26 protein-coding genes are annotated in these 24,224 nt (G+C 53.9%); 16 read left to right on the plus strand and 10 right to left on the minus strand.

Going from position 1 to position 24,224, the window contains the following annotated elements:
- Positions 1 to 16 precede the first annotated feature (16 nt).
- Positions 17 to 622, minus strand: a complete 606-nt coding sequence (locus ABT58_RS07225) for a tRNA-uridine aminocarboxypropyltransferase (RefSeq protein ID WP_229821659.1) — start codon at positions 620 to 622, stop codon at positions 17 to 19.
- Between the two features lie 93 nt (positions 623 to 715).
- Between ABT58_RS07225 and ABT58_RS07230 the strand changes: the two genes are divergently transcribed.
- Positions 716 to 1,177 (plus strand): EVE domain-containing protein, encoded by a 462-nt coding sequence (locus ABT58_RS07230; protein ID WP_047873722.1) that lies wholly within the window; start codon positions 716 to 718, stop codon positions 1,175 to 1,177.
- Between the two features lie 135 nt (positions 1,178 to 1,312).
- On the opposite strand, the gene ABT58_RS07235 is transcribed toward ABT58_RS07230, so the two are convergent.
- Positions 1,313 to 2,122: a Cof-type HAD-IIB family hydrolase gene (locus ABT58_RS07235; protein ID WP_047873723.1), complete on the minus strand. Its 810-nt coding sequence runs from the start codon at positions 2,120 to 2,122 to the stop codon at positions 1,313 to 1,315.
- A 97-nt stretch (positions 2,123 to 2,219) separates the two neighbouring features.
- Positions 2,220 to 3,221, minus strand: coding sequence for an alpha/beta fold hydrolase (locus ABT58_RS07240; protein WP_047873724.1), 1,002 nt, complete (start codon positions 3,219 to 3,221; stop codon positions 2,220 to 2,222).
- Between the two features lie 336 nt (positions 3,222 to 3,557).
- Between ABT58_RS07240 and ABT58_RS07245 the strand changes: the two genes are divergently transcribed.
- Positions 3,558 to 4,778 carry an EAL and HDOD domain-containing protein gene (locus tag ABT58_RS07245; protein ID WP_047873725.1) on the plus strand — a complete coding sequence of 407 codons (1,221 nt, stop codon included), beginning with the start codon at positions 3,558 to 3,560 and terminating at the stop codon, positions 4,776 to 4,778.
- Between the two features lie 37 nt (positions 4,779 to 4,815).
- On the opposite strand, the gene ABT58_RS07250 is transcribed toward ABT58_RS07245, so the two are convergent.
- Positions 4,816 to 5,661 carry a LysR family transcriptional regulator gene (locus ABT58_RS07250; protein WP_047873726.1) on the minus strand — a complete coding sequence of 282 codons (846 nt, stop codon included), beginning with the start codon at positions 5,659 to 5,661 and terminating at the stop codon, positions 4,816 to 4,818.
- A 117-nt stretch (positions 5,662 to 5,778) separates the two neighbouring features.
- A complete protein-coding gene (locus ABT58_RS07255; protein WP_047873727.1) occupies positions 5,779 to 7,374 on the minus strand; it encodes an AbgT family transporter in 1,596 nt (531 codons plus the stop codon).
- Positions 7,375 to 7,719: 345 nt separating this feature from the next.
- Between ABT58_RS07255 and ABT58_RS07260 the strand changes: the two genes are divergently transcribed.
- On the plus strand, positions 7,720 to 8,445 hold the full coding sequence (locus ABT58_RS07260; RefSeq protein ID WP_047873728.1) for an SDR family oxidoreductase: 726 nt from the start codon (positions 7,720 to 7,722) through the stop codon (positions 8,443 to 8,445).
- Positions 8,446 to 8,614: 169 nt separating this feature from the next.
- Complete coding sequence (locus ABT58_RS07265; protein WP_047873729.1) at positions 8,615 to 9,661, plus strand: acyltransferase; 1,047 nt, start codon at positions 8,615 to 8,617, stop codon at positions 9,659 to 9,661.
- A 13-nt stretch (positions 9,662 to 9,674) separates the two neighbouring features.
- Here the strand turns inward: ABT58_RS07265 and ABT58_RS07270 are convergent, their stop codons facing one another.
- On the minus strand, positions 9,675 to 10,007 hold the full coding sequence (locus tag ABT58_RS07270) for a DUF2500 domain-containing protein (RefSeq protein WP_047873730.1): 333 nt from the start codon (positions 10,005 to 10,007) through the stop codon (positions 9,675 to 9,677).
- Positions 10,008 to 10,264: 257 nt separating this feature from the next.
- Between ABT58_RS07270 and ABT58_RS07275 the strand changes: the two genes are divergently transcribed.
- The 3 genes from ABT58_RS07275 to ABT58_RS07285 all read left to right on the plus strand — a co-directional run bounded on the left by ABT58_RS07275 (position 10,265) and on the right by ABT58_RS07285 (position 12,266).
- Positions 10,265 to 10,630, plus strand: coding sequence for a hypothetical protein (locus ABT58_RS07275; protein ID WP_047873731.1), 366 nt, complete (start codon positions 10,265 to 10,267; stop codon positions 10,628 to 10,630).
- 935 nt (positions 10,631 to 11,565) lie between these two features.
- Positions 11,566 to 11,892 carry a putative signal transducing protein gene (locus ABT58_RS07280; protein ID WP_047873732.1) on the plus strand — a complete coding sequence of 109 codons (327 nt, stop codon included), beginning with the start codon at positions 11,566 to 11,568 and terminating at the stop codon, positions 11,890 to 11,892.
- Between the two features lie 134 nt (positions 11,893 to 12,026).
- A complete protein-coding gene (locus ABT58_RS07285; RefSeq protein ID WP_047873733.1) occupies positions 12,027 to 12,266 on the plus strand; it encodes a YecH family metal-binding protein in 240 nt (79 codons plus the stop codon).
- Between the two features lie 80 nt (positions 12,267 to 12,346).
- Here ABT58_RS07285 and ABT58_RS07290 read toward each other — a convergent pair whose 3' ends face one another.
- Together ABT58_RS07290 and rsmD are read right to left on the minus strand one after the other, a co-directional pair.
- Positions 12,347 to 12,613 carry a DUF1145 domain-containing protein gene (locus tag ABT58_RS07290; protein ID WP_047873734.1) on the minus strand — a complete coding sequence of 89 codons (267 nt, stop codon included), beginning with the start codon at positions 12,611 to 12,613 and terminating at the stop codon, positions 12,347 to 12,349.
- Positions 12,610 to 13,215, minus strand: a complete 606-nt coding sequence (rsmD, locus tag ABT58_RS07295; RefSeq protein WP_047873735.1) for a 16S rRNA (guanine(966)-N(2))-methyltransferase RsmD — start codon at positions 13,213 to 13,215, stop codon at positions 12,610 to 12,612. Before rsmD ends, ABT58_RS07290 begins: the two co-directional genes overlap by 4 nt.
- Before the next feature lie 144 nt (positions 13,216 to 13,359).
- Between rsmD and ftsY the strand changes: the two genes are divergently transcribed.
- From ftsY to ABT58_RS07335, 8 genes are all read left to right on the plus strand, one after another.
- Entirely contained in the window at positions 13,360 to 14,709 is a 1,350-nt protein-coding gene (gene ftsY, locus ABT58_RS07300; RefSeq protein WP_047873736.1) for a signal recognition particle-docking protein FtsY, read from the plus strand.
- Between the two features lie 3 nt (positions 14,710 to 14,712).
- A complete protein-coding gene (gene ftsE, locus ABT58_RS07305; RefSeq protein ID WP_047873737.1) occupies positions 14,713 to 15,381 on the plus strand; it encodes a cell division ATP-binding protein FtsE in 669 nt (222 codons plus the stop codon).
- A complete protein-coding gene (gene ftsX, locus ABT58_RS07310) occupies positions 15,371 to 16,297 on the plus strand; it encodes a permease-like cell division protein FtsX (protein ID WP_047873738.1) in 927 nt (308 codons plus the stop codon). Before ftsE ends, ftsX begins: the two co-directional genes overlap by 11 nt.
- A gap of 122 nt (positions 16,298 to 16,419) precedes the next feature.
- Positions 16,420 to 17,280, plus strand: a complete 861-nt coding sequence (rpoH, locus tag ABT58_RS07315; protein ID WP_047873739.1) for an RNA polymerase sigma factor RpoH — start codon at positions 16,420 to 16,422, stop codon at positions 17,278 to 17,280.
- A gap of 471 nt (positions 17,281 to 17,751) precedes the next feature.
- Positions 17,752 to 18,081 carry a thiosulfate sulfurtransferase GlpE gene (glpE, locus tag ABT58_RS07320; protein WP_047873740.1) on the plus strand — a complete coding sequence of 110 codons (330 nt, stop codon included), beginning with the start codon at positions 17,752 to 17,754 and terminating at the stop codon, positions 18,079 to 18,081.
- 124 nt (positions 18,082 to 18,205) lie between these two features.
- Positions 18,206 to 19,045: a rhomboid family intramembrane serine protease GlpG gene (glpG, locus tag ABT58_RS07325; RefSeq protein ID WP_047873741.1), complete on the plus strand. Its 840-nt coding sequence runs from the start codon at positions 18,206 to 18,208 to the stop codon at positions 19,043 to 19,045.
- A 291-nt stretch (positions 19,046 to 19,336) separates the two neighbouring features.
- Positions 19,337 to 20,707, plus strand: a complete 1,371-nt coding sequence (glpT, locus tag ABT58_RS07330) for a glycerol-3-phosphate transporter (RefSeq protein ID WP_047873742.1) — start codon at positions 19,337 to 19,339, stop codon at positions 20,705 to 20,707.
- 199 nt (positions 20,708 to 20,906) lie between these two features.
- The gene (locus ABT58_RS07335) at positions 20,907 to 21,710 is read left to right on the plus strand and encodes a DeoR/GlpR family transcriptional regulator (RefSeq protein WP_047873770.1); all 804 of its coding nucleotides are present in this window, start codon (positions 20,907 to 20,909) and stop codon (positions 21,708 to 21,710) included.
- A 76-nt stretch (positions 21,711 to 21,786) separates the two neighbouring features.
- Here ABT58_RS07335 and ABT58_RS24015 read toward each other — a convergent pair whose 3' ends face one another.
- A complete protein-coding gene (locus ABT58_RS24015; RefSeq protein WP_146147317.1) occupies positions 21,787 to 22,020 on the minus strand; it encodes a hypothetical protein in 234 nt (77 codons plus the stop codon).
- Here ABT58_RS24015 and glpD point away from each other — a divergent pair.
- A complete protein-coding gene (gene glpD, locus ABT58_RS07340) occupies positions 22,010 to 23,527 on the plus strand; it encodes a glycerol-3-phosphate dehydrogenase (protein ID WP_373300182.1) in 1,518 nt (505 codons plus the stop codon). The two genes, ABT58_RS24015 and glpD, sit on opposite strands and share 11 nt — an antisense overlap.
- Positions 23,528 to 23,696: 169 nt before the next feature.
- Here the strand turns inward: glpD and ABT58_RS07345 are convergent, their stop codons facing one another.
- A complete protein-coding gene (locus ABT58_RS07345; protein ID WP_082211010.1) occupies positions 23,697 to 24,110 on the minus strand; it encodes a flagellar basal body-associated protein FliL in 414 nt (137 codons plus the stop codon).
- Positions 24,111 to 24,224 lie beyond the last annotated feature (114 nt).

Here is a 24,224-nt window from a genome sequence, read left to right on the forward strand (position 1 = left end):
AGCCGAAGGCGCACGTCTAGCGGTGGGCATGACCACTTTGTTCCGCGTGAAACACGGTCATAAAGGTCTCAAAATAGTGCTGTAATTGCTGGGCATCGTGCTGTTCACCCAGCATCTCCAACAGGGCAATACCGGCTTCACAGGTACACAGGTTACCCGCTTGCTGGTTACGGCGCAGGGCGTATTGTGAGGTGCTGGTCGGTTGCAGGGCTAAACGCGGCAGGGCGGCCAGCCACGGGCTACGGCGGACCATTTTACGCGCTTCTTGCCAGGTAGCATCGAGCACAATAAACAGCGGGATCTTGTTATCCTGTGGCTGATAAGGCTCGGCCGGTGTGGTCTCATCGCCGGGAAACAGTAACCATGGCTGATAACGGGGATCGGCCAGTTGCGCCAAGAGTTCGGCCGGGGGATTCACCCGGTCCCAGATCGGACGCTGGCAATGCGGCAGGCTGCGCAGCATCAGCTGGCCGGTATTGGTGGCTTTGCCGACTTCACGCGGGTGTGTCAGCAGTACGAAGTGACTCTGACTGTTAAGTTGCGGCTCGGCATGGCAAATACAGTTATGGCGTAAGCCACAGCGCGGGCAGGCTACTGGCATTGAGGGGATGGTGGTTGTCATGGCTGTTGTTCTGCGGGTTGGCATCGTGAGACGCATAATGGCATGCGCTGTGGTAGGCTGCCAAGGTGGAATAGGGCGAAGACAGAGGAATCCATGGCTTATTGGTTGTTCAAAACAGAACCTGACACCTTTTCGATTGATACCCTTAAACAGCAGCAGGTGTCATGCTGGGAGGGCGTGCGTAACTATCAGGCTCGTAACATGCTGCGGGATCAGGTGAAAGTCGGTGATGAGGTATTGATTTACCATTCCTCGTGCAAAGAGGTAGGGGTTGTTGGCATCGCGACAGTGGTGAAAGAGGCCTATCCGGATCACTTTCAGTTCGATCCCGACAGCCCGTATTTTGACCTGAAATCCGACCCTGCCAACCCGCGTTGGATCATGGTCGACATTGCCTATCAGCGCCATCTGCGTCGCGTGTCATTGCAGCGGATGAAGGCTGAGCCGGCGTTGGCTGCGATGCCCTTGGTACAGCGAGGTAGTCGGTTAAGTGTGATGCCGGTGAGCGACGAAGAGTGGCAGGCGATACTCACAATGACCGGCCAGTTTGATTGAGTGGTGTATCAGGCGAAGTGTTGCGTTTAGCCAAACGCGCATAAAAAGAAGCGGCCGATGTCAGAAAGGGCAGACAACAGGGGCCGCTTCAAAGGGGGAAGGGGGAGCCATTGACACGGCTCGTGCGCAATACGGTTAGGCTTTTTCTGTCAGGCAGTGTGCCACCAAGTAGTGCGCGACCGCTTCATCGGCACAGCTGCCGATCACGTCATTATTCGGCAGGGCTTTTTTCACTTTCTCGTGAGCAGTTTCCATCACCAGGCCTTTGCCGGCCATGCTCAGCATTTCAGCATCATTCATGCCGTCGCCGAACGCGATACAGTCTGCTAGTGTGTAACCTTTAGCTTTTGCGACCGCTTCAAGTGCGTGGCCTTTGGACACGTTGGCATCCATCACTTCCAGACACCATGGGGTTGAGAACGCGATATTGGCGCGATCACCGCACAGGGCATTGAGCTTGTCTTCCCAGATCACCAACTTGTCGTGGTCACGATCATCGTTAGTAAAGAAAATCTTCGCCACGCCTTCAACCGGAGGGTTTTCCACATCAAACACTTTGTAGGTGAAGGTGTCGTGGAAATCACGTAGCGCTTCATCTTCCTTGTTCAGCAGCCAATCATCGTTGCGGTACATGTGAATACGCAGCGCCGGATCGTGTTTAGTCAGGGCGATGATGTCGCGGATCACGTCAGGCTGCACGTCTTGTTTGAAGATCACTTCATTTTGGCAGTTATGCACACGGGCACCGTTGGAGGTGATCATGTAAGCAGGAATGCCCAGTTGCTCACGCATGCCGGCCACATCGACGTGGTGACGGCCTGTTGCAAACACAAAGTCTTTTTCCTGCTGGTGTAACTGGTTCAGTACGTCTTTGGTGAAGGGGGCAATTTTATGATCAGGGGTCAGTAGGGTCCCATCCAGATCTGACGCAATAATTTTGTACATGCAACCTCTCGCGATAGAAACAGAGCCCCGTCACCGTGTCGGCACGGGGAAACTGTTTGCAGTGTAAACCAGAAACCGGAAGAAAAAAGAGGCTAATTTATCGCACGTGGATTTCCGCTTTCCGAAAATGTGCGAGGGCGGCTTGCAGGCTCGGATTGCGGAAACCATCACTTTCAAACAGGAGTTCATGGCGCGCGCCCTCAATGGTGATCAGCTGACAGTCACGCTCGGCCTGTTGCATGGCTTGACAGAAGCGATGCTGGGCCGCGTTATCCACAATGGTGTCCGCTCCGGCTTGCAGGATCAGCACAGGGGTGGTGATAGCCCCTGCCTGTGACACGCAGAGGTTGGCCGCTGCCAGTCCTTGCCAGACCCAGCGGGCACTCGGACCGCCAATGCGCAGTTCAGGGTGATCGTGGTAGAGATCGCGGAACCATTGGTAGCGTACGGCGCTGTGGCTGAGTGGGTTATCGGCAAACGGCTTCGGGTAATAAGGCATTTGACCGGGGGCATAACCGGGTTGACGTTGGAACTGTTCGACCACGCGGGCCAGCGGGGAAGCAATCGGACGCATCCAGTTTTTTATCGCGATGCCGTGCATCGGGGCGCTCAGCACGGCGCTGGTCAGGGTCTCGGGAAAGGCCGCCAAGAACAGACTGGCGATGGTGCCGCCCATGGAATGCGCCAGCAGGTGGCGATGGCGGTAGTTTTTCGGGGCCACGACCTCGGTGTAAAAGGTGGTGAGATCCGTTACGTAGTCAGAGAATTGCTCGACATGGCCCAGCTCCGTGTCGGCGGCTAACCGGCCAGAGACCCCTTGGCCACGGTGATCCAGTGCATAGATGTCATAGCCTTGCTGAAAGAGATCATAAAACAGCTCTTGGTATTTCCAGTAACTTTCAATGCGCCCGTTGACCACCACAATGGCTTTTTTGTGGTGGGCCGCTGTCAGCGCCATCCAGCCAATACGACACCCGTCTACACCGGAGAAATGGCCTTCCTCGCGCGCATGCCACAAGGTGGCGGCGGGGCCGGCAAGGGTATCAAGGAAGTGGGATTCCTGTGTGAAATCATAAATGTGTGTGGCTGGGGCGGTCATTGTGAGTCTCTAATACTGCATTACTCAGGCAAGTATATACCCAAGCGCGGTGAAGATGCGCGTTTGTCTGGCCGTGAGCGTGACCGCCTGCCCAGACTTTTCGGCGATAAGGCGACGGCAACGGTGGCTTCGGCGAAAATGGTTTGCAACAAGGTGTATATTCCAAAATCGAGATGGCATTTATCCATTTTGAGTTGCTGGTGACCATTTTTTTAGGCTTTTGGCCGGGAAATTGTGGTTAATGGGTTTTTATTTTGCATAGTGTGCACTTGGTAACATGACGCAATGGTATGATCCTGCCTCCATCTTTTGTGTACCATGAGGTCCACCCGCACCATGTATGCTTACGTTGCACGTCAACCTATCTTTAACCGTCAGCAAAAGACGGTAGGGTACGAGTTATTATTTCGTGATGGCGAAAGTAATGCCTTTCCAAATATTGATGCCAATAAAGCCACGTGCCGGTTGCTGGTGGAAAACTTTATTGCGGTGGGCAGTGATGATGCTGATCGGGGCAAGCGCCGTTTTATCAACTTCCCTCAACAGAGCTTGGTGCGCCTGTTACCGACCTTACTGCCGAAAAAGCAGGTGGTAATTGAAGTCTTAGAGACGTGTGAGCCCAATGATGAGCTGTTTTTGGCCATTCGTCATTTGTACCGCATGGGCTACATGATTGCGCTGGATGATTTTGAAATGGATCCACGCTGGGCCCGTTTTTTGCCCTATGTACATATTATTAAGCTGGACTTGATGAAATTAGGGCTGGCTGCCGCGTGTGAGTTTGTGGCCAATAACCGCCACCGCAAGCTGATGTTTCTGGCCGAGAAAGTGGAAACGCAGGACGAGTTCAATGTGGCATTGGAGGCGGGTTTTCATTTCTTTCAGGGCTATTTTTTCAGCCGTCCGCAAGTGCTGAAAAACCGCCAGATCACACCGGAACGGGTGGCAACCCTGCGTTTGCTGCAGGAAGTGTGTCGGCCGGAAGTGGATTTTGCCCGCGTCGAGCAGATCATCATTGCCGATGTGTCGCTGTCCTATTTGCTGCTGCGTTATGTCAACAATGCTGCCCAGCAGGTGAAAGTGCCGATCCGCGATTTTCGCCAAGCCTTGGTGTATCTGGGGGAAGCGCGTCTGCGGATGTTTGTCAGCGCGGTGGCCACGGCGCAGGCGGCGGTCAATAAACCGCATGAGTTGTTTGTGCTGTCCTTGGTACGCGGTCGCATGTGTGAAGTGCTGGCACAAAGTCGCTGTGTCAGTGTCGATGGCAGAACCGCGTTCATGACCGGGTTGTTGTCGCTGTTGGATGCCTTATTGGATTGCCCGCTGCCGGAATTGCTGGCGCAATTACCGCTGGAACAAGACATTCGTCGTGCCTTGCTGGAGCGGCAGGGAGCGTTGGGGCAAATCCTGAATTTGGTTGAAGCCTTTGAGCAGGCTGACTGGCGCACGGTGAATCAGTATGGCCGTGCGCTCGGGATCAGCGGCGAATTGGTCGGTAACAGTTACCAGCAGGCGATGCAGTGGGTGAACCAATATTTGGCGATCACCCAGCAATAAACCTGATGTTATGCTGAGTGTTCATCGGGTGGTGTGTTTAGTCCGGCGCAATGGCTGCCTGACTCAAGGCTTTCACCGCTTCCGCCAGTGCCGGTTTCAGGGTCTTGTTAGCCGGATAACACAGGCCTAAACGACGGAACATGCGTGGCCCATCCAGCGGTACCGTGATCAATCGGTTGGCCGCTTCCAGCACACCGGTTGGCAAAAAGGAAATGCCATATCCCGCCTGTACCAAATGCATCACCTGGGTTTTGTGCTCAGCTTTAGCCACTAAATTGACCGCCAAGCCGTCACAGGCCAGCAATCCGATGGTCTGCTGATGGGCTTCACAGGGCGGGCACTCAATAAAATCATGCTCATGCAATTGCTCGGGGCGCACGCTGTCACACTGTGCCAGCGGGTGATCCGGCAACATACACAGCACATAATCCTCTTCCCATAACGGCAAAAAGATCTCCCCGTCCTGCTTGAACATGTCCAGTGTCAGGCGGGCATCGGCAGGCGCATCGTGATCAACCAACTCCAATAATAAATGCGGAATTTGTGCGCGTAGCGTTGCCATCACTGTCGCCAGTGCCGATTGACTCAGATCCGGGAAATGGGCCAGTTTCAGTGTCAGGCATTGGGTGCGGGCCTGAAACAACCCCGGCAGCCGTTGCACATCTGCCAGCAAGCGTACCGCCAGCGGGTAGAGATAGTGCGCTTCATCGGTCAGGGTCACCCCTTTTTTATGGCGCTCAAACAGCGGAGTATTGAGCTCATTTTCTAACTGTTTGATGGCACTGGAAATCGCCGGTTGCGAGACAAAGCAGCGTTCGGCAGCCAGCGTGATATTTTTTTCTTCGTACACGGCGACAAAGCAGCGTAGCAGGCGGAGATCCATAGTGATGCGCTTATATAAAGAGGGAGACAGAGAGTGATGATAACAAAAAAGCCGCCGAGCAGAACGCCCGGCGGCTGAGGGTGAAGATTGGAAGGGATGGTTTAGCGGGTGTGTCGCTTAGCCCGCAATGTTGTAGTAGGTCGCCGCACCTGGGCCCACCGGCAGGCCAAAGATGAACACCCACACGTAGAACATCAGGCTCCAGCCCACCACGAAGACCATGGAGTACGGCAGCATGGTGGCGATCAGGGTACCCAGACCCAGGTTCTTCTGGTAACGGGTTGCGACAGCCAAGATCATGCCGAAGTAGCTCATCATCGGTGTGATGATGTTGGTCACCGAGTCACCGATACGGTAGGCCGCCTGAATGGTTTCCGGCGCATAGCCCACCAGCATCAGCATCGGCACAAAGATCGGCGCGGTCACGGCCCACTGTGCGGATGCGGAGCCAATCATCAGGTTGATAAAGCCACACATCAGGATGAAGGCGAAGAACAGCGCCGGACCGGTCAGGCCAATAGACTGCAGGAAGTCAGCCCCACCGACGGCAAACACCTGACCAAAGTTGGTCCACTTAAAGAAGGCCACAAACTGCGCCGCAAAGAACACCAACACAATGTACATGCCCATCGAGGACATCGACTTGGCCATGGCATCAATCACATCGCGATCATTTTTCATCGTGCCCACGACTTTCCCGTAGACAAAACCCGGAATGGCAAAGAACACAAAGATAAAGGCTACGATCCCTTTCAGGAACGGCGAGCCGGCGACCAGACCGGTGTCCGGGTGACGCAGGATGCCGTTTTCCGGCACGATAGTCAGCGCCAGCAGGGCCGAGACGATCAGAGCGGCAAAACCAGCGGCTTTCAGGCCTTTCTTTTCCAGATCGGTCAGGCTGCCTAATTTGTCCTGTCCCAGATCCACGCTCGCTTCCTCAGCGCTGTATTTCCCCAGTTTCGGCTCAACGATTTTCTCTGTGACCAGGGCGCCCATGAAGGTGATGGCAAACGTCGAGGCAAACATGAAGTACCAGTTGGCTTCCGGACCGACGGTGTAAGTCGGATCAATCATTTGCGCAGCGGTCTGGGTGATCCCCGACAGCAGCGGATCGACGGTGCCCAGCAGCAGGTTGGCACTGTAACCGCCAGAGACACCGGCAAACGCCGCCGCCAAACCGGCCAGCGGGTGACGGCCCAGTGAGTGGAACAGCATGGCCGCCAGTGGCACCAAGACCACGTAACCCAGCTCAGAAGCAGTGTTTGACACGATACCGGCAAACACGACCACCAAGGTCACCATGCGCTTGGAGGCGCCCATCACCAAGCCACGCATGGCGGATGACAACATGCCGGAATGTTCGGCAATGGCGACACCCAGCATCGCCACCAGTACGGTACCCAGCGGGGCAAAGCCGGTAAAGTTGGTGACCAGATGGGCCACAATCTTCTGCAGGCCTTCGGCATTGAGCAGACTGACCACGTGGATCATGCCGTCAGCCGCACGGCCAGGGGCACCTTCCGGACGCGGGTCGATGACCGACACGCCAAAATACCCGGCGATCCCGGATGTGATCAGAATGGCCAGACAGAACAGGGCAAACAGGGTGATTGGGTGAGGCAGTAAGTTACCGAGCCACTCGACGGTATCGAGAAATCGGGTAAAGCGGGTTTTCTTCGGTTGTTGTATTTGCTGTGAAGCAGATGGATGCATCACGACCTCCGTTATCGTTTTTATCCCATCAATGGGTACGTCTTTGCGATATGTTGAGCGAAAGGTTACGCTATTGTTAATACTAAAAACAAGAGAAAGTTGCACATAAGATTAACAAGTGTTCATTTTTTGTCTCAAAAAGGTTAATCAACCGGTTGTTTATAAAGTGCTTTATCCATAACTAAAACCGATAATAAACAGAAGAAATGCGTATTTTTCACTTATGGAAAAACGGATTATAGTGACGGCCTACATCACTCGGCCGTGGATGAAAACGGCCTCCTGACAGGCGGAGAAATACCGTCACCACAGGGGGCAAGGTGTTCTTTTTCTGAAGGTATTACTATGTCTACTCAATCTCTTGTTGTGATCACTGGCGCCAGCTCTGGCATTGGCGAAGCGACGGCGCGTACCTTGTCTGCGGCCGGTCATCCCCTGTTGTTGTTGGCGCGTCGTTTGGATCGTTTAGAAGCGCTGGGTCTGCCTAATACGCTATGTCGTCAGGTGGATGTGACCGATGGTGCGGCAGTGTCTGCGGCGATTGCCGAAGCGGAAGCGGTATACGGTCCGGTAGATTGCCTGGTAAACAATGCCGGTGTGATGCTGTTGGGTCTGGCAGACGAGCAAGATCCGGCGGAATGGAAAACCATGTTTGATGTGAACGTGATGGGGATGCTAAACGGTATTCATGCGGTATTGGCACCGATGAAAGCTCGCAAACACGGTACCGTGATCAACATCAGCTCGATTGCCGGTCGTAAAACCTTCCCGAACCACGCGGCGTACTGCGGGACCAAGTTTGCCGTTCATGCGATCACAGAAAACATCCGTGAGGAAGTAGCGGATGATAACGTGCGTTTCATTACCATCGCACCGGGCGCGGTAGAAACGGAGCTGCTGAGCCATACTACTAATGCCGCAATCAAAGACGGTTACGAAGAGTGGAAAGAAGGCATGGGTGGCGTGATCGCGCCGCAAGATATTGCCAATGCCATCAGCTATGCGTACCACCAACCGCAGCACCTGTGTATTCGTGAAATCGTGCTGGCGGCCACGCGTCAGCAGCCATAAGCGCAGTTGCAGCACGCAAAATGTGTCGCCGAGTCCTGAAGATTCAGTTACTTCACAGGGACTGGCTGCTATAGTCAAAACGGTATCTTCCGCCAGGGGGATGCCGTTTTGGCGTTTTTAAGCCGTTGTTTGTTAAGGCAAGACGGCATCAATACAAGGCAGGCGCAGCGTGACGCAGAAACAAGCCCCGACGGGATCCACGACAGAACCGGTAAGAGAGAAAGTCGAATTTTTTGATGTGCTGCGGTGCCTGGCCGCCTTGGCTGTGGTAGCCATTCATGTGCTGGGTCCGTACCGGGATCAGCTGGGCGTGATCCCTGATGCTGACTGGATCACCGCCATCACGGTGAACAGTGCCAGCCGTTGGGCGGTGCCGGTGTTTATCATGATCACCGGCGCGTTAATGCTCTCGGATCAGCGCCCGTTTGAACTCGGCTATTACCTGAAGCGACGGGTCGGCAAAGTGCTGGTGCCGTTTTTAGTCTGGTCGTGTTTTTATGCGCTGCTTTCAGGCCTTACGCTGCGTGGTTTCGACAGCCAAGTCGTGTGGGACAAGCTGCTGGCGTTGCCCGTGCACGAGACCTATTACCACCTCGGTTTTTTCTATTATTTCCTGCCGCTCTATATTGTGGTGCCGTTTTTCCGCTACGCGGTGCAGCACAGCGATCGCCTGACGGTGATTGCGATGACGCTGGTGTGGCTCACCCTGACGACCTTGTTTTTGTTTCACATTGATGGCCCGTGGAGCCACCAGCTGGTGCTCTATAGCGGGTACTTGTTGTGGGGTTATTGCCTGTTTCAGTATCAGTGGCCGCGTGCCGGTGTACTGTGGGGATTGGGGTTGGTGGCGTTAGTGATCACTGACTACAGTGTGCTGAGTGACAGCTTCGCGAGCGGGCAATACACCGTGGGGCGTTGGCTGTCTTACAAAACGTTGAATACGGCGCTGATTGCGGCGGCGGTGTTTGCGTTAGGCCGGTATGTGGCCACGCGCTGCTCGGCCCGATGGATGGCGGGCATGGTGTTCATGAGCCGCTATAGTTTGGGGATTTATCTGCTGCACCCGCTCTTTCTGTGGCCGGTGCGGGCGTTTGATGGCTATGTGTGGCCACCGGTGGTGATGATCCCGCTGTTAACGGTGCTGATCACGGCGGTGTCACTGGCAGCCAGCTGGCTGTTGGCAAAAAGCGCCAAAACAGCCTGGCTGGTGCCATAATCAACAACAGGGGTTAGTCACGCTGCAGGGCAAAGTGTAGAAATTTCACCCCTTGGTACGTCATGGTGCCACGGTCGCCGGGCTGCAGATGGTGGTAGTAGTGGATCCCGACCATGAATTCCCGTTTGGGGCCACCATTCATCGGTTGCACGTAAATCCAGTATTCTTCGTCGTCTTCCCCCGGACGTGCCCCTATGATCGGGGTACTTTGTTTGTCGAGAATTTGCACCTCGATGGTCCGCTCTGGTGCATCTTCACCCAGCATATGGCGGCGGTAGAAACGAATAAACAGATACACCGCAAGGGCGAGCATGGCCACAACGGCCACAATGATCCAGGTTGGCATGAGTCCTCCTAACTGCCTGCAAAACGCGGATGGCCGGTATTATTCCGGATGACAGCCTGCGAGAGTATCGGAGAGCAAGCAAAGCGTGATCCGGGCACGGAAATGAACCGGATATGCGCGGGTGACATGACAAAAACCATGACATCTCAGAAGGTTATTCCCTGATGGCGTGAGGGCGATACGGGGTGTTTTCTGACTTTTTTTTCTGTCTGACTCGCGGTAAGTTACACAGAGTGATTAACAAGGATCCATGAATTATGGCAAATATTGAATTAGTGGTGACACGCTCAAGGCGGATCGAGCGCTTGCTGCGTGAGCATTACCATGCAGAAGGGAAAGGCTTACATCAGCTGATCACCAGTTGTGAAGACCGCTTGCCCCATGATGTCATTGCTAAGCTGAGATTCATTGCGTCTGTGCGAAATAAAACCGTGCACGAGGACGGCTACCGACTGGATGACAAAAAGGGCTTTTTGGCCGCCTGCAAAGCATGTGAAAAAGAGCTGACCCCGCGCAGTGGTCGTTTTGTGTGGACCATTGTGGCCTTGCTGCTATTAGGGGTGACGGCGATGGCGTTGTGGTTCTATTCCGTGCACTGGCACCGGATTGATCTCACGCCGTAACCGGATTGATCCCTCGTCGTAAATAGCGCCGCGCATTGGTGGCTGATAAAAAACAGACATAAAAAAAGGTGCCTTCGTAGGCACCTTTTTTTATCGGAATTTTTGGATTAATAAATCACTGGCAGCGTCATGAGACCCATCACAACGGCGATCATCATTAGGCCTTTTTTCTGAGACGTAGTGAACATAGGGAACTCCTTAGTATGCTGCTGAAAGTTGATGAATATAGAATAGCATTAATTTTACTGCTTTCTCAAGCTGAAGTGTCATTTTGCTGTAATAAAACTAATTTATAGCACCGAAATGGCCGGAAAGTGTCGGAATAAACCCATGTTTTTATGTTGGGTGAAATGCGAGCAGGTTGGGTTATCTGTGAGTTGCGTTTTTATCTCTATGTTTTCAAAGGATTTAAATGTGTTTTTTGCTCGGTATTATGTGTGATTTATCACCAGGTGAGAAAAGTTGCGGATAAATCGTGTTTTTGTCAGCGTGGTGTCAGGAATGAACGAAATGCTCTGTTAGTCCTTGCTGGTGACAGGCCGCAGGGCGGGGTGTTGACTATATTGTCAGACAATGTTGTTCGTGAAGCGGTAGGAGAGCGTTGAAATGACGCGCTGATGATGAAAAGTTCACAGGCGGCAGGGTAAGTGGGTTTTGATGCTGTTGTTTTTCTTTATCTTGTTGAAATTGAATGTTTTGCGTGGGGTTTTAAAGACGGTTATTGTCGTGGTTTCTCGCTGTTTTCTGTCAGGGAGAGCGCCATGAATTCCCTAAATAGGGCAGGTAAGGTCAGGAAGCGTGAGTATACTCACTTTATGGGCACGACATGGCCACAAAGTGCAGCGTTTACGGTGGGCGCACGGCGTACCGCATGCAGCGTTTGGGCGCGGTTCAGGCTAGGATAAGAAAGAGAGCCAGCACAGGGAGGATCAGAATTGAGAGAGCATGAAGAAGCATGGTGCAAAGTCTACAGCGCCGCCAACGCATTAGAGGCGCACAGTCTGACAGGCTTGTTGCACACTCACCGTATCGAGGCGCAAACCCGAGGGGAGAGCTTGAGCGCTGCGGCGGGAGAATTGCCGGCCAACGTGGTGGAGGTGAGTGTCTGGGTGCGCGTCTCACAACACACGCAAGCTCGCGCGGTGTTGCAAGACTATGAGCAAGCGGCTGAGCGGGAATGGCAGTGTCCGCAGTGTGGGGAGGACAACGCTGGCAGCTTTGAGATCTGTTGGCAATGCGGGGCCGAGCATCCGTCGTTATAAGGCGAAATCACAAACATGTATTATAAATGCATTATATTGTTTTGGGTCAAACTGCGCGATGGCGTTGTGCGCTATGCTGGCGGTATCTTTTATTACGCAGACCGATTGCCCGTGATCGGCCAGAGAGAGACACCATGACCCAAGTACACGCCCACAATGTATTGAACATGCTATTGGCTGCAGAGACCCCTTACACCCGTGAAAGCCTGACCCAAGCGGTAGTGGCTGAGTACGGTGAAGACGTGCGTTTTCACACCTGCAGTCAGGAAGGCCTGACACTGGATGCCTTGCTGACCTTTTTGTTGTCCCGCCGCAAAGTGGTACAAGACGGTGACACCCTGCAGGCAAACCCGGATCGCATGTGTAACCATTAATGCCTGACAGCGGTTGGCGGATAGTCCGCGCCGAGAGAACGCAGAGACAAAAAAAAGCGAGGCACGGTGGCCTCGCTTTTTTACATCATGTGTTTGCGTCGAATATCGAGCAGGGCAAAAATGCCGAAGATCAGAATGGACCACTTTTCCCAGCGCGACATGGTGATCTTGTCACCAAAGGCGCCGATGAAGATCAGCATTTGCAGGCCGTGCATCATGAACAGGAAGCCCGTCATGATATACAGCGCCATCGCAGCCACCCCGGGGAAGGGGTAAAAAATATTAATCAATAAAACCAGCCACACGAAACCAATCGCACCTTTGGCCAGCATAATCAGTGCTTTCATGCTCCCTCTCTTTCAAATACGCGGTAACACACCTGTCCCGCCGTTTTTTCCTTGTGTAAGTGCCAGTGCGCAGGCGTCGGTAAATCGCCCAGCTCTTTTTCCGTCTCAATGTAGATCACCGCATGCTTGGTGAGCCAGTTATTTTGCTCCAGTAATGTGATCACTTCCGGTAATAAGCCTTTGCGGAACGGCGGATCAATAAACACCACGTCAAAAGGGGTGCCCGGCTGCTTGAGGTACGTTAAGCTATCGGTATGACGCACGGTGGCATTGTCTGCCCCGATGGTAAGGCGGTTTTTCTCAAGCTGTTCAGCCGCTTTCTTATCCAGTTCCAACATGGTGACCTGTGCCGCGCCGCGAGACAGGGCTTCAAAGCCCAGACTGCCGCTGCCGGTGAACAGATCCAAACAGTTGGCTTCAATGATATCTTGCGCCAGCCAGTTAAAGACGGTCTCTTTGACGCGATCCGTGGTAGGGCGCAATCCTTCGACGTCATGGACGGGCAGTTTACGGCCACGCCAGCGTCCGCTGATGATCCGGACAAATCCGTCACGGCGGGCAGGGGATGGCGTTTTTCCGGATTGTTGTTTGCGTCTCGTCATAGATTTCTTCGACCGTTGAGAAAATGATAGTATACCCAAACCCTTGTGCGATGTGCGATGAGAAGCATCAGCCCAAAGGGACGTTGGGGATATAAACCTGTATTTAAGCCGCAAATTGTACCAATCAAGCTCTAGGATTTGCCAATGGCAGAAAAAAAGAAACGTGGATTATTTTCGTGGTTGGGTTTTGGCTCAGATGAGTCAACCGAGCAAACGAAGCAACATGACGACGTCAGCGCGTCAGTAGACAGTGATGCAGACGCGAAAGCCCAAGCACAGGCCGACGCAGACGCCGCAGCCAAAGCGGCAGCGGATGCAGAGGCACAAGCCCAAGCAGAGGCTGAGGCAAAAGCCTTAGCAGAAGCACAAGCCGCTGCAGAAGCGCAGGCGTTGGCAGAAGCGGAAGCCAAAGCACAGGCAGAAGCGGAAGCTGAAGCGCAAGCGGCGGCCGAGGCCCAAGCTGAAGCGGATGCAAAGGCCCAAGCCGAGGCGGAGGCACAAGCACAAGAAGACGCTGCCCGCGCTGAAGCGGCAGCTGCTGCCGCGATCGTAGAGCAAGAAAAACCCAAGCGTGAAGGGTTCTTTGCCCGCTTAATGCGTGGCCTGAAGAAGACCAAAACCAACTTTGGTGCCGGTTTCTTTGGCCTGTTCCGTGGCAAGAAAATCGATGACGAGCTATTTGAAGAGCTGGAAGAGCAGCTGCTGGTGGCCGATGTCGGTATGGACACCACACTGAAAATCATTGAAAACCTGACCGAAAAAGCCAGCCGTAAAGATCTGCAAGACGGTGAAGCCTTGTATGGCCTGCTGAAAGACGAGCTGAGCGACATGCTGGCGAAAGTTGAGCAGCCGTTGGTGGTCGACACCAGCAAGAAGCCGTACGTGATCCTGATGGTGGGCGTCAATGGCGTGGGTAAAACCACCACCATTGGTAAGCTGGCCAAACAGTTCCAGAACGAAGGCAAGTCAGTGATGCTGGCGGCAGGGGATACCTTCCGTGCGGCAGCGGTAGAGCAATTGCAGGTGTGGGGCGAGCGTAACAATGTTCCTGTGGTGGCACAGCACACCGGCGCAGACAGTGCGTCTGTGATCTACGATGCGATTGAATCGGCCAAAGCGAAAAATGTGGATGTTGTGATTGCCGATACCGCCGGTCGCCTGCAAAACAAAGGCAACCTGATGGAAGAGCTTCGCAAAATTGTCCGCGTGATGAAAAAAGTCGACCCAGAAGCGCCGCATGAAATTATGCTGACTGTGGATGCGGGCACCGGCCAGAACGCCATCAGCCAGGCAAAACTGTTCAGTGACGTGGCACCGGTAACCGGTATCACCCTGACCAAGCTGGACGGCACGGCGAAAGGTGGTGTGATCTTTGCGATTGCGGATCAGTTCAATATTCCAATCCGCTACATCGGTATCGGTGAAGGCATTGAAGATCTGCGTCCGTTCGCAGCTGACGAGTTTATTGAAGCACTGTTTAGTGACGAGGAATAAGGTGTGATTCGGTTTCAGCAGGTAAGTAAAGCTTATCGCGGTGGGCGTCAGGCCCTGCAAAAGGTGGATTTCCATTTGCAGCCCGCCGATATGGCATTTTTGACGGGCCATTCCGGGGCAGGTAAGAGTACCCTGCTGAAACTGATTTGTGCACTGGAGCGTCCGAGTGATGGTCAGATCTGGTTTAACGGCCATGACATCACCCGCATCGACAGCAAGCAAATTCCGTTTTTGCGCCGTAACATCGGCATGATTTTCCAAGATCATAAATTGCTGATGGGGCACACCATCTTTGACAACGTGGCGATGCCGCTGCGGGTCGAGCTGGCCAACGAAAAAGACGTCAAACGTCGCGTGTCTGCGGCGCTGGATAAAGTCGGCCTGCTGGATAAAGCGCGCTGTTTGCCGATCCAACTGTCGGGCGGTGAGCAGCAGCGTGTCGGTATTGCCCGCGCGATTGTGAATAAACCCATGTTGCTGTTGGCCGATGAGCCGACCGGTAACCTGGACAGTGAACTGTCACACCAGATCATGGCTTTGTTCGGCGAATTTAACCGGGTCGGCGTGACTGTATTGATGGCCACGCACGACACCTCGCTGCTCAGTACCTATGACTACCGTCGATTGGATTTGTATCAAGGCCAACTGAGGGAGATCGCCCGTGGCGCGTAATAAAACCGGCTTTTTTGCCCTGCATTGGCAACAATGTAAGCAAGCACTTACCGATCTGAAACGTCGTCCGCTCGGCAATGTGCTGACCTTGGCCGTTCTGGCGTTTGCCCTGACTTTGCCGGCGACCTTTTACCTGTTTGCCAAAAACATGGCCTTAGTGGCGCAGACCTGGCATACCCCGACCCAGCTGACCATCTATTTAGAAGACGGGATCAGCAGCGTGGAAGCGGAGCAGGTGCGCGATAAACTGGCCGGCTGGCCGGAGATCAGCAAGGTGCGTTACATCTCGCCGGATCAGGGGCTGGAAGAGTTCCGTGAACAGGCGGGCTTTGAGCATGCGATCAGCCTGCTGGATGATAACCCGCTGCCGGCGGTGGTGATTGCTGAGCCGGGCACCCAGTGGCAAGCGGCAGAGGCGGCCAGCCAACTGGCGGCACAATTGCGGACTCAGCCGGAAGTGGCTGAAGTGCGTCTGGACAGCGACTGGCTGCAACGCTTAGCGGCAATTAAGCAGCTGGTGATCACCTTAGCGGGTATTGTGTCAGGCTTGATGCTGTTTGCGGTCTTTTTGATTGTGGGTAACACCTTGCGTTTGCAGGTGCTCAATCAGCGCGATGAAATTCAGGTGATGAAGCTGGTGGGCGCGACCGACAGCTTTATCCTGCGTCCCTACCTCTACACCGGCGTGTGGTATGGATTGATTGGCGGCGCCATTGCCTGGTTGCTGACCGTGGTGATCACCGTATTGCTGGAACACGCCGTGGCCCACTTGGCCAATCTGTACGACAGTCATTTCCGCTTGGTCGGCCTATACTGGGATGAAACCCTCATCCTGTTGATGGTTGCTGCCTTCCTGGGTTTGCTGGCTGCCCGTTTATCGGCAGGCCGTCATCTGAAAGAAATTGAACCTATCTGACGTTTTTTCTTATGCAATTGGGGTAAATTACGCGCCCCACTTGCAATAGAGACCAGTTTTTGGGCATTATTGCGGGTTCAAGCAATTTCCGATTGGTACAAAAAACACACGAGGTTTATTGAATGGCACAAGAGATGACATCAATGGCTTTAGTTTCTGCTGACAGCCTGGACAGTTACGTTCAGAGCGTCAACCATTACCCGATGTTATCGGCGGAGCAGGAACGCGAGCTGGCTGAGCGTCTTCATTTTGATGGCGACATTAATGCGGCAAAGGCATTGGTCATGTCACATCTGCGCTTTGTCGTTCACATTGCCCGTGGGTACTCTGGCTACGGCCTACCAATGGCGGATTTGGTGCAAGAAGGCAACATCGGCCTGATGAAGGCAGTGAAGCGTTTTAACCCGGAAGTGGGTGTGCGCTTGGTGTCGTTTGCGGTGCACTGGATCAAAGCCGAAATCCATGAGTACGTGCTGCGTAACTGGCGTATTGTGAAAGTCGCCACGACCAAAGCCCAGCGTAAATTGTTCTTCAACCTGCGTAAGTCGAAAAAGCGTCTGGGTTGGTTCAATAACGAAGAAGTGGCGATGGTGGCTGAGCAGCTTGGGGTTGATGCCAGCGAAGTGCGGGAGATGGAGTCGCGTCTGGCGGCGCAGGATCCGGCCTTTGAACTGCAAGCGGAAGACGATGATCGCGAATCCAGCTACAGCGCCCCGGTGTATTATCTGGAAGATAAATCCTCCGACTTGGCCCTGACCTACGAAGAGAACAACTGGGAAACCCACGCTAACAACCGCCTGTCTTCGGCATTGGCGAGCCTGGATGAGCGCAGTCAGCACATTGTGCGTTCCCGTTGGTTGGACGACAACAAAGCGACCTTGCAAGAGTTGGCGGATCACTACGATGTGTCGGCAGAAAGGATCCGACAGCTAGAGAAAAACGCGATGAAAAAGCTCAAAGAAGCGGTCGGGGATTTCAGTTAAGGATCCGGAAAAACTATCCACATCTTGCCGATTGCAAAAACCAGCCTCAGGCTGGTTTTTTTGTGTCTGAAATCTGGGAGATAGCTCACATCCCGCCGTGGATAAGTCCTTTTGAAACACTTTTATCCACAACTTTTGATCGGATCCGATCTACATATAGTGGATCCTTTTTCTCAAAAACACATTATCAACGCAATTCACAGCTTTTTCCACAGGTGGTGGCTTTTTGCGCATGAGGTGCGAACGGGAAAAGGGGCACCGATCGCCAGCCCTTGTCTGATCTGGCCTGCGGGCTTATGCGTAGGGAAAAATAACCCGTACTTTTTGCATGGGGTTGTGAGTAACTTGCTGGGGTACAATGGCAAGCCTGTCCGGTTGACGCCATGGCGATCTGGAAACGGACGATCATCACATTTTTCTGGTCGGCAGGGATCCTGCCGGCTGATCACCGCATAAGAGAGTGGCTAATTTATGGATCAGTTTGAACACATTTCCGCCGAGCAGGCTCAGCAGTTGTTATCCCAGCCAGACAGTGAGGCGGTCTTGGTGGATATTCGTGATCCCCAGTCGTTCGCGTTGGCCCACCCGCAAGGGGCGTTCCACCTGACCAATGACACCATGGTGGAGCTGATGAATACCGTCGACTTTGAGCAGCCGGTGATCGTGATGTGTTATCACGGCATCAGCAGCCAAGGGGCCGCCCAGTATTTGATCCATCAGGGCTTTGACTGTGTCTACAGCCTCGATGGCGGGTTTGAGGCGTGGAAACGTGCCGAACTGCCATGCATTCAGGCTGCGTAAGTTACCCGACCCCGCTTTCTGAGCGCTAAGCGCCTCGACAAATGCCGTGGGCAAAGGCATGCTGATCACAGTGCACGCTCCCGAGAGTGAAGCGGAGCGTGGCTGGTGACCTTGGAGAGTGAATATGTACCGCTTAGCAGGATTATCCAACCCGCGTCAGGCGCAGGCGTTTATTGATTACATGGCTTCCCGCAACATCGCGTTGTCCTTGGCGCCCGAGCCGGAAGGGATGTTTGCCATCTGGCTGCATGACGCGCAGGATTTGGTGGAAGCCGAGGCCGAGCTGAACCTGTTTCTGGCCAACCCGTTTGATGAAAAATACCAGGCCGCCTCCTGGCAGGTGGCCGAATCGCGCACAGCACGGTTTGCCTATCGCAATCCCAGTTTGATCAACATGGTCAAACAGCAGGCCGGTCCCTTTACCTTGACGATACTGGTGGCCGCACTGGGGATCGCGGTGTTGTGGTTCCTCGGTTTTCAGCAGTTCTTGTTTGACTGGCTGCATTTCCCGTTCATGGACGGCGATCAGTGGCAGGTGTGGCGTTTCTTCTCCCATACGCTGTTGCATTTCTCTGTGATCCACGTGGTGTTTAACTGTTTATGGTGGTGGATACTGGGCGGTCAGCTGGAGCAGCACGGCAGTAGCAGTAAGCTGGTGCAGGTGTTTTTATTGTCTGCATTGATCTCCGGTTTTGCCCAGTTCTGGTTTGTCGGGCCGAACTTTGGCGGCTTGTCGGGCGTGGTCTATGCCCTGATGGGCTACCTGTGGTGGATGGGCTGGCTGGCGCCGGAGCGTAATCTGTCGCTGCCGAATTCCTACGCGGCCTTTATGCTGGTGTGGCTGGTGCTGGGCTTTGCCGATGTACTGGGCATGTCAGTGGCCAACATGGCGCACTTGTTTGGCCTGTTGACCGGCTGCGGTCTGGCCTTGTTTGATGCCAAACTGGGGCGGGCAAAAGCCTAACACGGCTTGTGATTGCGCCGCATGAAAGGCGGTGAAACATAAGAAAGGTGAACATCTTGGCGGGTGTTCACCTTTTTTGTTGATAGCGTCACCCACGTCATATTTCTGGTAAAAAATAGCGTGTTTTGACGCTTAGCTGGAAATAAACACTATCTAATCGATTACATTCACATTTTGTTACGTGTTTTGGCGCAATAATGTGCGCACTTTGTGCGAAATGGTTTTTTTCGCTCGTAATGTGCTCGATTGTACCCATACCTCGGTAACGATAACGTAAAAAAGGAATGTGATATGTTCGGTTTGTTTAAACCCGCGCCCCATCGCGAACGCTTGCCTGAGGGGCAGGTGGACAGTGTTTATCAACGTCTGCGCTGGCAACTGTTTGCCGGTATCTTTATTGGTTACGCCGGTTACTACCTTGTTCGTAAAAACTTTAGCCTGGCCATGCCTTACCTGATCGAAGAATACGGTTACAGCCGAGGGGATCTCGGGGTAGCGTTGGCAGCGGTGTCTATCGCTTACGGTCTGTCGAAATTTTTGATGGGTAACGTCTCTGACCGTTCTAACCCGCGTTACTTCCTGGCGGCCGGTTTGAGTATGTCGGCCATTGTGATGCTCTGCTTTGGCTTTATGCCATGGGCGACGGGCAGTATTGCCGCCATGTTTATTCTGCTTTTCTTGAACGGTTGGTTCCAGGGGATGGGCTGGCCGGCATGTGGCCGTACCATGGTGCACTGGTGGTCGCGCAAAGAGCGTGGCGGTTTGGTGTCGGTCTGGAACGTTGCGCACAACGTCGGCGGTGGTTTGATTGGTCCGCTGTTCCTGTTGGGGTTATGGGCCTTTAATGATGACTGGCGCACCGCGTTTTATGTGCCGGCCTTCTTTGCGCTGCTGGTGGCCGCGTTCACCTTGTTAGTGATGCGTGACACCCCGCAGTCGTGTGGCTTGCCATCGATCGAAGAGCACAAGAACGATTACCCGGACAGCTATGACAACTCGCAAGAGCAGGAGATGACGGCGAAGGAAATCTTCTTCAAGTATGTCTTCAACAACAAACTGTTGTGGTTCATTGCCGTGGCGAACGCCTTTGTTTACCTGATCCGCTACGGCGTACTGGACTGGGCGCCGGTGTACCTGAGCGAAGTGAAGCACTTTACTGTGGATAAATCCTCTTGGGCGTACTTCTTGTATGAGTGGGCGGGGATCCCGGGCACCCTGTTGTGTGGCTGGATGTCGGATAAATTCTTTAAAGGCCGCCGTGCGCCAGCGGGTATCTTGTTCATGGCACTCGTGACCGTCGCCGTGTTGGTGTACTGGTTCAACCCGGCCGGTAACCCAACGGTGGATATGGCGGCGTTAGTGGCGATCGGTTTCTTGATTTATGGTCCAGTGATGTTGATTGGTCTGTACGCGCTGGAATTGGCACCGAAAAAAGCGGCGGGTACCGCAGCGGGCCTGACCGGTCTGTTTGGTTACTTAGGTGGTGCGGTGGCCGCGAACGCTATTTTGGGTTACACCGTGGACCACTTTGGTTGGGATGGCGGCTTTATGGTGCTGACGGCATCATGTGGTCTGTCGATTTTCTTCCTGATGCTGGCGCTGATCGGTGAGAACAAACTGCACCGTGAACGTATCGCGCAAAAGGCAGCAGAAAGCGTCTGATTGCGATCGCCATCATTGGCATCTTGGTCTGACTCTCGGTAAGATGACAAGGCTTCGCATTTACGCGAAGCCTTGTTGTTTTCAAGCCCTTGCCCGAGGAGAATCGGCGCCCGTCATGCGCCATGGCGCAAGGGGAGTCGGTGTTTTTACCGCGCGTATATACATGTCAGGCAAGGTGGATAAAGGAGCTGCGACCGCCGTGAAGCAAAGCAAACGACATCAGGAAATCATAGATCTTGTTCAAGGCCAGGGGTACGTCAGTACCGATGATCTGGTGGCACGGTTTAATGTCAGTCCTCAAACCATTCGACGCGACCTTAATGAGTTAGCGGCCGATAATAAGATCCGCCGTCACCATGGTGGCGCGACGATCCCTTCCAGTTCGGTGAACACCTCCTACAGCACCCGTAAAGTGATGCAGCTGGCTGAGAAAGATGCCATTGCACAGGCGATGGTGCAGCACATTCCCGATGGCGCGACGCTGTTCATTGATATCGGCACCACGCCGGAAGCGGTGGCGCGGGCGCTGCTGGATCACCACGATTTACGTATCGTGACCAATAACCTCAATGTGGCCAGTATTCTGACCGGGAAAGATGATTTCCGGGTGATTTTAGCCGGTGGCGAAGTGCGTAACCGCGACGGTGGCATTGTGGGTGAAGCGACGTTGGACTTCATTTCCCAGTTCCGCTTGGATTTCGGTATTTTGGGGATCAGTGGCATCGATCTCGATGGCTCACTGCTCGACTTTGACTACCACGAAGTGCGGGTGAAGCAGGCTATCATTGAAAACAGCCGTTGTGTCATGCTGGGGGTCGATCACACCAAGTTTGGCCGCTGTGCCATGGTGAACCTGGGCAACATCAGCCAGATCGATATGTTGTTTACCGATCAGGTGCCGCCGGCAGAATTGAGTCAGTGTCTGGCAGAGCATGAGATCGCGGTGGAAATCATTCCACGCGGTCATGAACATGGCCATGAACACGGTCACGAACACGAGTAAGTCTCGCACTGACCATACCGATTATCGAAGAGGCGTCCTATTGGGGCGCCTCTTTTTTTATCGGCGTTTTTCGCTTTTACCTTCCTTTTTTATTCTTGATCGCGGCTTGAGAGCGGCCTGAGCGACGACGACCGGCTTTGGCAGCATGTTTTATAAATGTCGGCGTGATCAAAATATCTGCAATGCGGCGTGAGTTTGTGATGATCTTGCGCAATTTATTCGCTACTATTTTCGTTATCGAGCGTGAAATGCTCGAAAGAAAATAATCAATCCAATATGACGTGGCAGAGTGAAAGGGGATGCGCAGCATGACAGTAACCAACGATGTGTTAGATGTGATTGTGGTTGGCGGGGGGATCAACGGCGCCGGTATTGCTGCCGATGCGGCCGGGCGCGGCTTACGGGTCGGCCTGTATGAAGCGCAGGATTTTGCCTCTGCAACCTCGTCAGCCAGCTCAAAACTGCTGCATGGCGGCCTGCGTTATCTTGAGCATTATGAATTTCGTCTGGTCGGCGAAGCGCTGGCTGAACGCGAAGTGTTACTGAAAAAAATGCCCCACATTGCCCGCCCGATGCGTTTTCGTCTGCCACATCGCCCGCATCTGCGTCCGGCCTGGATGATCCGTGCCGGCCTCTTTTTGTATGACCACTTAGGGAAACGCACCACCTTGCCGGCCAGTGAAGGGATCCGTTTTGGCGCACAGTCCGTGTTGCACCCGACCATGACACAAGGCTTTGAATATTCCGATTGCTGGGTCGATGATGCCCGCTTGGTGATCCTCAATGTGATGGAAGTGGCCGAGCGGGGCGGGGAAGTGCGTAACCGCTGCCGGGTCGAGAATGCGGTGCGTGATAACGATCTGTGGCGGGTCACGGTGTGCGATCAACTGACCGGTGAGCGTTTTGAACGTTGCGCCCATGCGTTGGTGAACGCCGCCGGGCCGTGGGTGTCCGCGTTCTACGATCAGGGGTTGTCGTTGCCGTCACCGTACGGTATCCGTCTGATCAAAGGCTCTCACATTGTGGTACCGAAAGTGCACGATGAGCCACAAGCCTACATTTTGCAAAACGACGATCAGCGTATCGTGTTTGTTATCCCGTATCTGGATACGTTTTCCATGATTGGCACCACCGATGTGGAGTACCACGGCGATCCGCGCAGTGTGGCCATTGATCAGGATGAAATCCGCTATCTATTAGATGTCTATAATGCCCACTTTACCCATACGCTGACCGAAGACGATGTGGTGTGGACCTGCAGTGGTGTGCGCCCGCTGTGTGATGATGAGTCGGACTCACCGCAGGCGATCACGCGCGACTACACCCTGACGCTGCAACAAGACGGCGAGCAAGCGCCTTTACTCTCTATCTTCGGGGGCAAGCTGACCACGTACCGTAAACTGGCGGAATCGGCGATGGCCAAACTGGCACCCTTTTTCCCGGCCATGGGGCAGCCGTGGACGGCAACCTCGGTGTTGCCGGGCGGCGATATAGAAGGCGACATCGGCGCTTATCAGGCGTTGTTGGCCGCGCAATATCCGTGGCTAGATACCGCAATTTTGCAGCGTTGGGCGATCAGCTACGGCACGCGGGCAGAGCGGTTGTTGCAGGGGATGCGCAGCGAGGCTGACATGGGACAGCACTTTGGCGGTGGCCTGTATGCGTGTGAGCTGGATTATTTGATGGCGGAAGAATTTGTGCAAACGGCTGACGATGCTCTGTGGCGCCGCAGTAAGTTAGGGCTGTACCTGAGCGATGCCGAGCAGCAGGCGGTGGCGGACTATATCGACCAGCGTCAGGCGCGCAATGCCGCTTGATGCTGGGGGGGGCATGTGAGTGATGTGCGACAGTACGTCCAGCTACATTCTCCTCGAAGCTCGAAGCTCGAAGCTCGAAGCTCGAAGCTCAAAACTCGAAACCGAGAACCTAGAACCGAAAAAGCGCCGTAAGGCGCTTTTTTGTTATCAGGCACAGGGCGACACCCGCTTACTGATACAGGTATTTAGTAAACAACAGTTCGGTCAGCAGTTTCTTGTTGGTCTCGGTGATCAACAGCTCATTGACCTTGGCCAGACAGGCTTGGCGGATCTCTTCGCGACCGGCGAGGGATTTCACGCGCGCTTCGGGCTGCTCACCAATAATGCTGATAATGGCATCGCGGATCAACGGGGCATGGTGCTCCACTTCTGGGATGAGTGACGGATCGGCCACCATCAGATCAACTTGTAAACGCAGGTAGCCAATTTTTTTGCCTTGGGTTACATAATTGGTCGTAATGTCTGGGGCCAGCGTGTAATAGGTGTATTGTGGCGTGGTCGCCAGCACATCTTCAGCACTGGCAGTCAGTGGCATGAGGGCGCTGGCGAGCAGGAAGCAGAGACCGGATAGGCGTGATTTCATCTTCTTACTCATGGGGTTACGGGGTTTTAGCGCTGCGAATAACTATCTTTCGACGGTAACGATATTCCTACCGGTGACAGCTTGCTACAATAGTGTTTCTTCATGGTAATAAAT

The sequence above is a fragment of the Photobacterium aphoticum genome (genome assembly GCF_001029435.1).
Classification (GTDB): Bacteria; Pseudomonadota; Gammaproteobacteria; order Enterobacterales; family Vibrionaceae; genus Photobacterium; species Photobacterium aphoticum.

What these genes read in the sequence shown, in the direction of transcription:
- ABT58_RS07225 (WP_229821659.1), bottom strand. Translation starts at nt 622, where the DNA reads ATGACAACCACCATCCCCTCAATGCCAGTAGCCTGCCCGCGCTGTGGC.
- ABT58_RS07230 (WP_047873722.1), top strand. Translation starts at nt 716, where the DNA reads ATGGCTTATTGGTTGTTCAAAACAGAACCTGACACCTTTTCGATTGAT.
- ABT58_RS07235 (WP_047873723.1), bottom strand. Translation starts at nt 2,122, where the DNA reads ATGTACAAAATTATTGCGTCAGATCTGGATGGGACCCTACTGACCCCT.
- ABT58_RS07240 (WP_047873724.1), bottom strand. Translation starts at nt 3,221, where the DNA reads ATGACCGCCCCAGCCACACACATTTATGATTTCACACAGGAATCCCAC.
- ABT58_RS07245 (WP_047873725.1), top strand. Translation starts at nt 3,558, where the DNA reads ATGTATGCTTACGTTGCACGTCAACCTATCTTTAACCGTCAGCAAAAG.
- ABT58_RS07250 (WP_047873726.1), bottom strand. Translation starts at nt 5,661, where the DNA reads ATGGATCTCCGCCTGCTACGCTGCTTTGTCGCCGTGTACGAAGAAAAA.
- ABT58_RS07255 (WP_047873727.1), bottom strand. Translation starts at nt 7,374, where the DNA reads ATGCATCCATCTGCTTCACAGCAAATACAACAACCGAAGAAAACCCGC.
- ABT58_RS07260 (WP_047873728.1), top strand. Translation starts at nt 7,720, where the DNA reads ATGTCTACTCAATCTCTTGTTGTGATCACTGGCGCCAGCTCTGGCATT.
- ABT58_RS07270 (WP_047873730.1), bottom strand. Translation starts at nt 10,007, where the DNA reads ATGCCAACCTGGATCATTGTGGCCGTTGTGGCCATGCTCGCCCTTGCG.
- ABT58_RS07275 (WP_047873731.1), top strand. Translation starts at nt 10,265, where the DNA reads ATGGCAAATATTGAATTAGTGGTGACACGCTCAAGGCGGATCGAGCGC.
- ABT58_RS07285 (WP_047873733.1), top strand. Translation starts at nt 12,027, where the DNA reads ATGACCCAAGTACACGCCCACAATGTATTGAACATGCTATTGGCTGCA.
- ABT58_RS07290 (WP_047873734.1), bottom strand. Translation starts at nt 12,613, where the DNA reads ATGAAAGCACTGATTATGCTGGCCAAAGGTGCGATTGGTTTCGTGTGG.
- rsmD (WP_047873735.1), bottom strand. Translation starts at nt 13,215, where the DNA reads ATGACGAGACGCAAACAACAATCCGGAAAAACGCCATCCCCTGCCCGC.
- ftsY (WP_047873736.1), top strand. Translation starts at nt 13,360, where the DNA reads ATGGCAGAAAAAAAGAAACGTGGATTATTTTCGTGGTTGGGTTTTGGC.
- rpoH (WP_047873739.1), top strand. Translation starts at nt 16,420, where the DNA reads ATGGCACAAGAGATGACATCAATGGCTTTAGTTTCTGCTGACAGCCTG.
- glpE (WP_047873740.1), top strand. Translation starts at nt 17,752, where the DNA reads ATGGATCAGTTTGAACACATTTCCGCCGAGCAGGCTCAGCAGTTGTTA.
- glpG (WP_047873741.1), top strand. Translation starts at nt 18,206, where the DNA reads ATGTACCGCTTAGCAGGATTATCCAACCCGCGTCAGGCGCAGGCGTTT.
- glpT (WP_047873742.1), top strand. Translation starts at nt 19,337, where the DNA reads ATGTTCGGTTTGTTTAAACCCGCGCCCCATCGCGAACGCTTGCCTGAG.
- glpD (WP_373300182.1), top strand. Translation starts at nt 22,010, where the DNA reads ATGCGCAGCATGACAGTAACCAACGATGTGTTAGATGTGATTGTGGTT.
- ABT58_RS24015 (WP_146147317.1), bottom strand. Translation starts at nt 22,020, where the DNA reads ATGCTGCGCATCCCCTTTCACTCTGCCACGTCATATTGGATTGATTAT.
- ABT58_RS07345 (WP_082211010.1), bottom strand. Translation starts at nt 24,110, where the DNA reads ATGAAATCACGCCTATCCGGTCTCTGCTTCCTGCTCGCCAGCGCCCTC.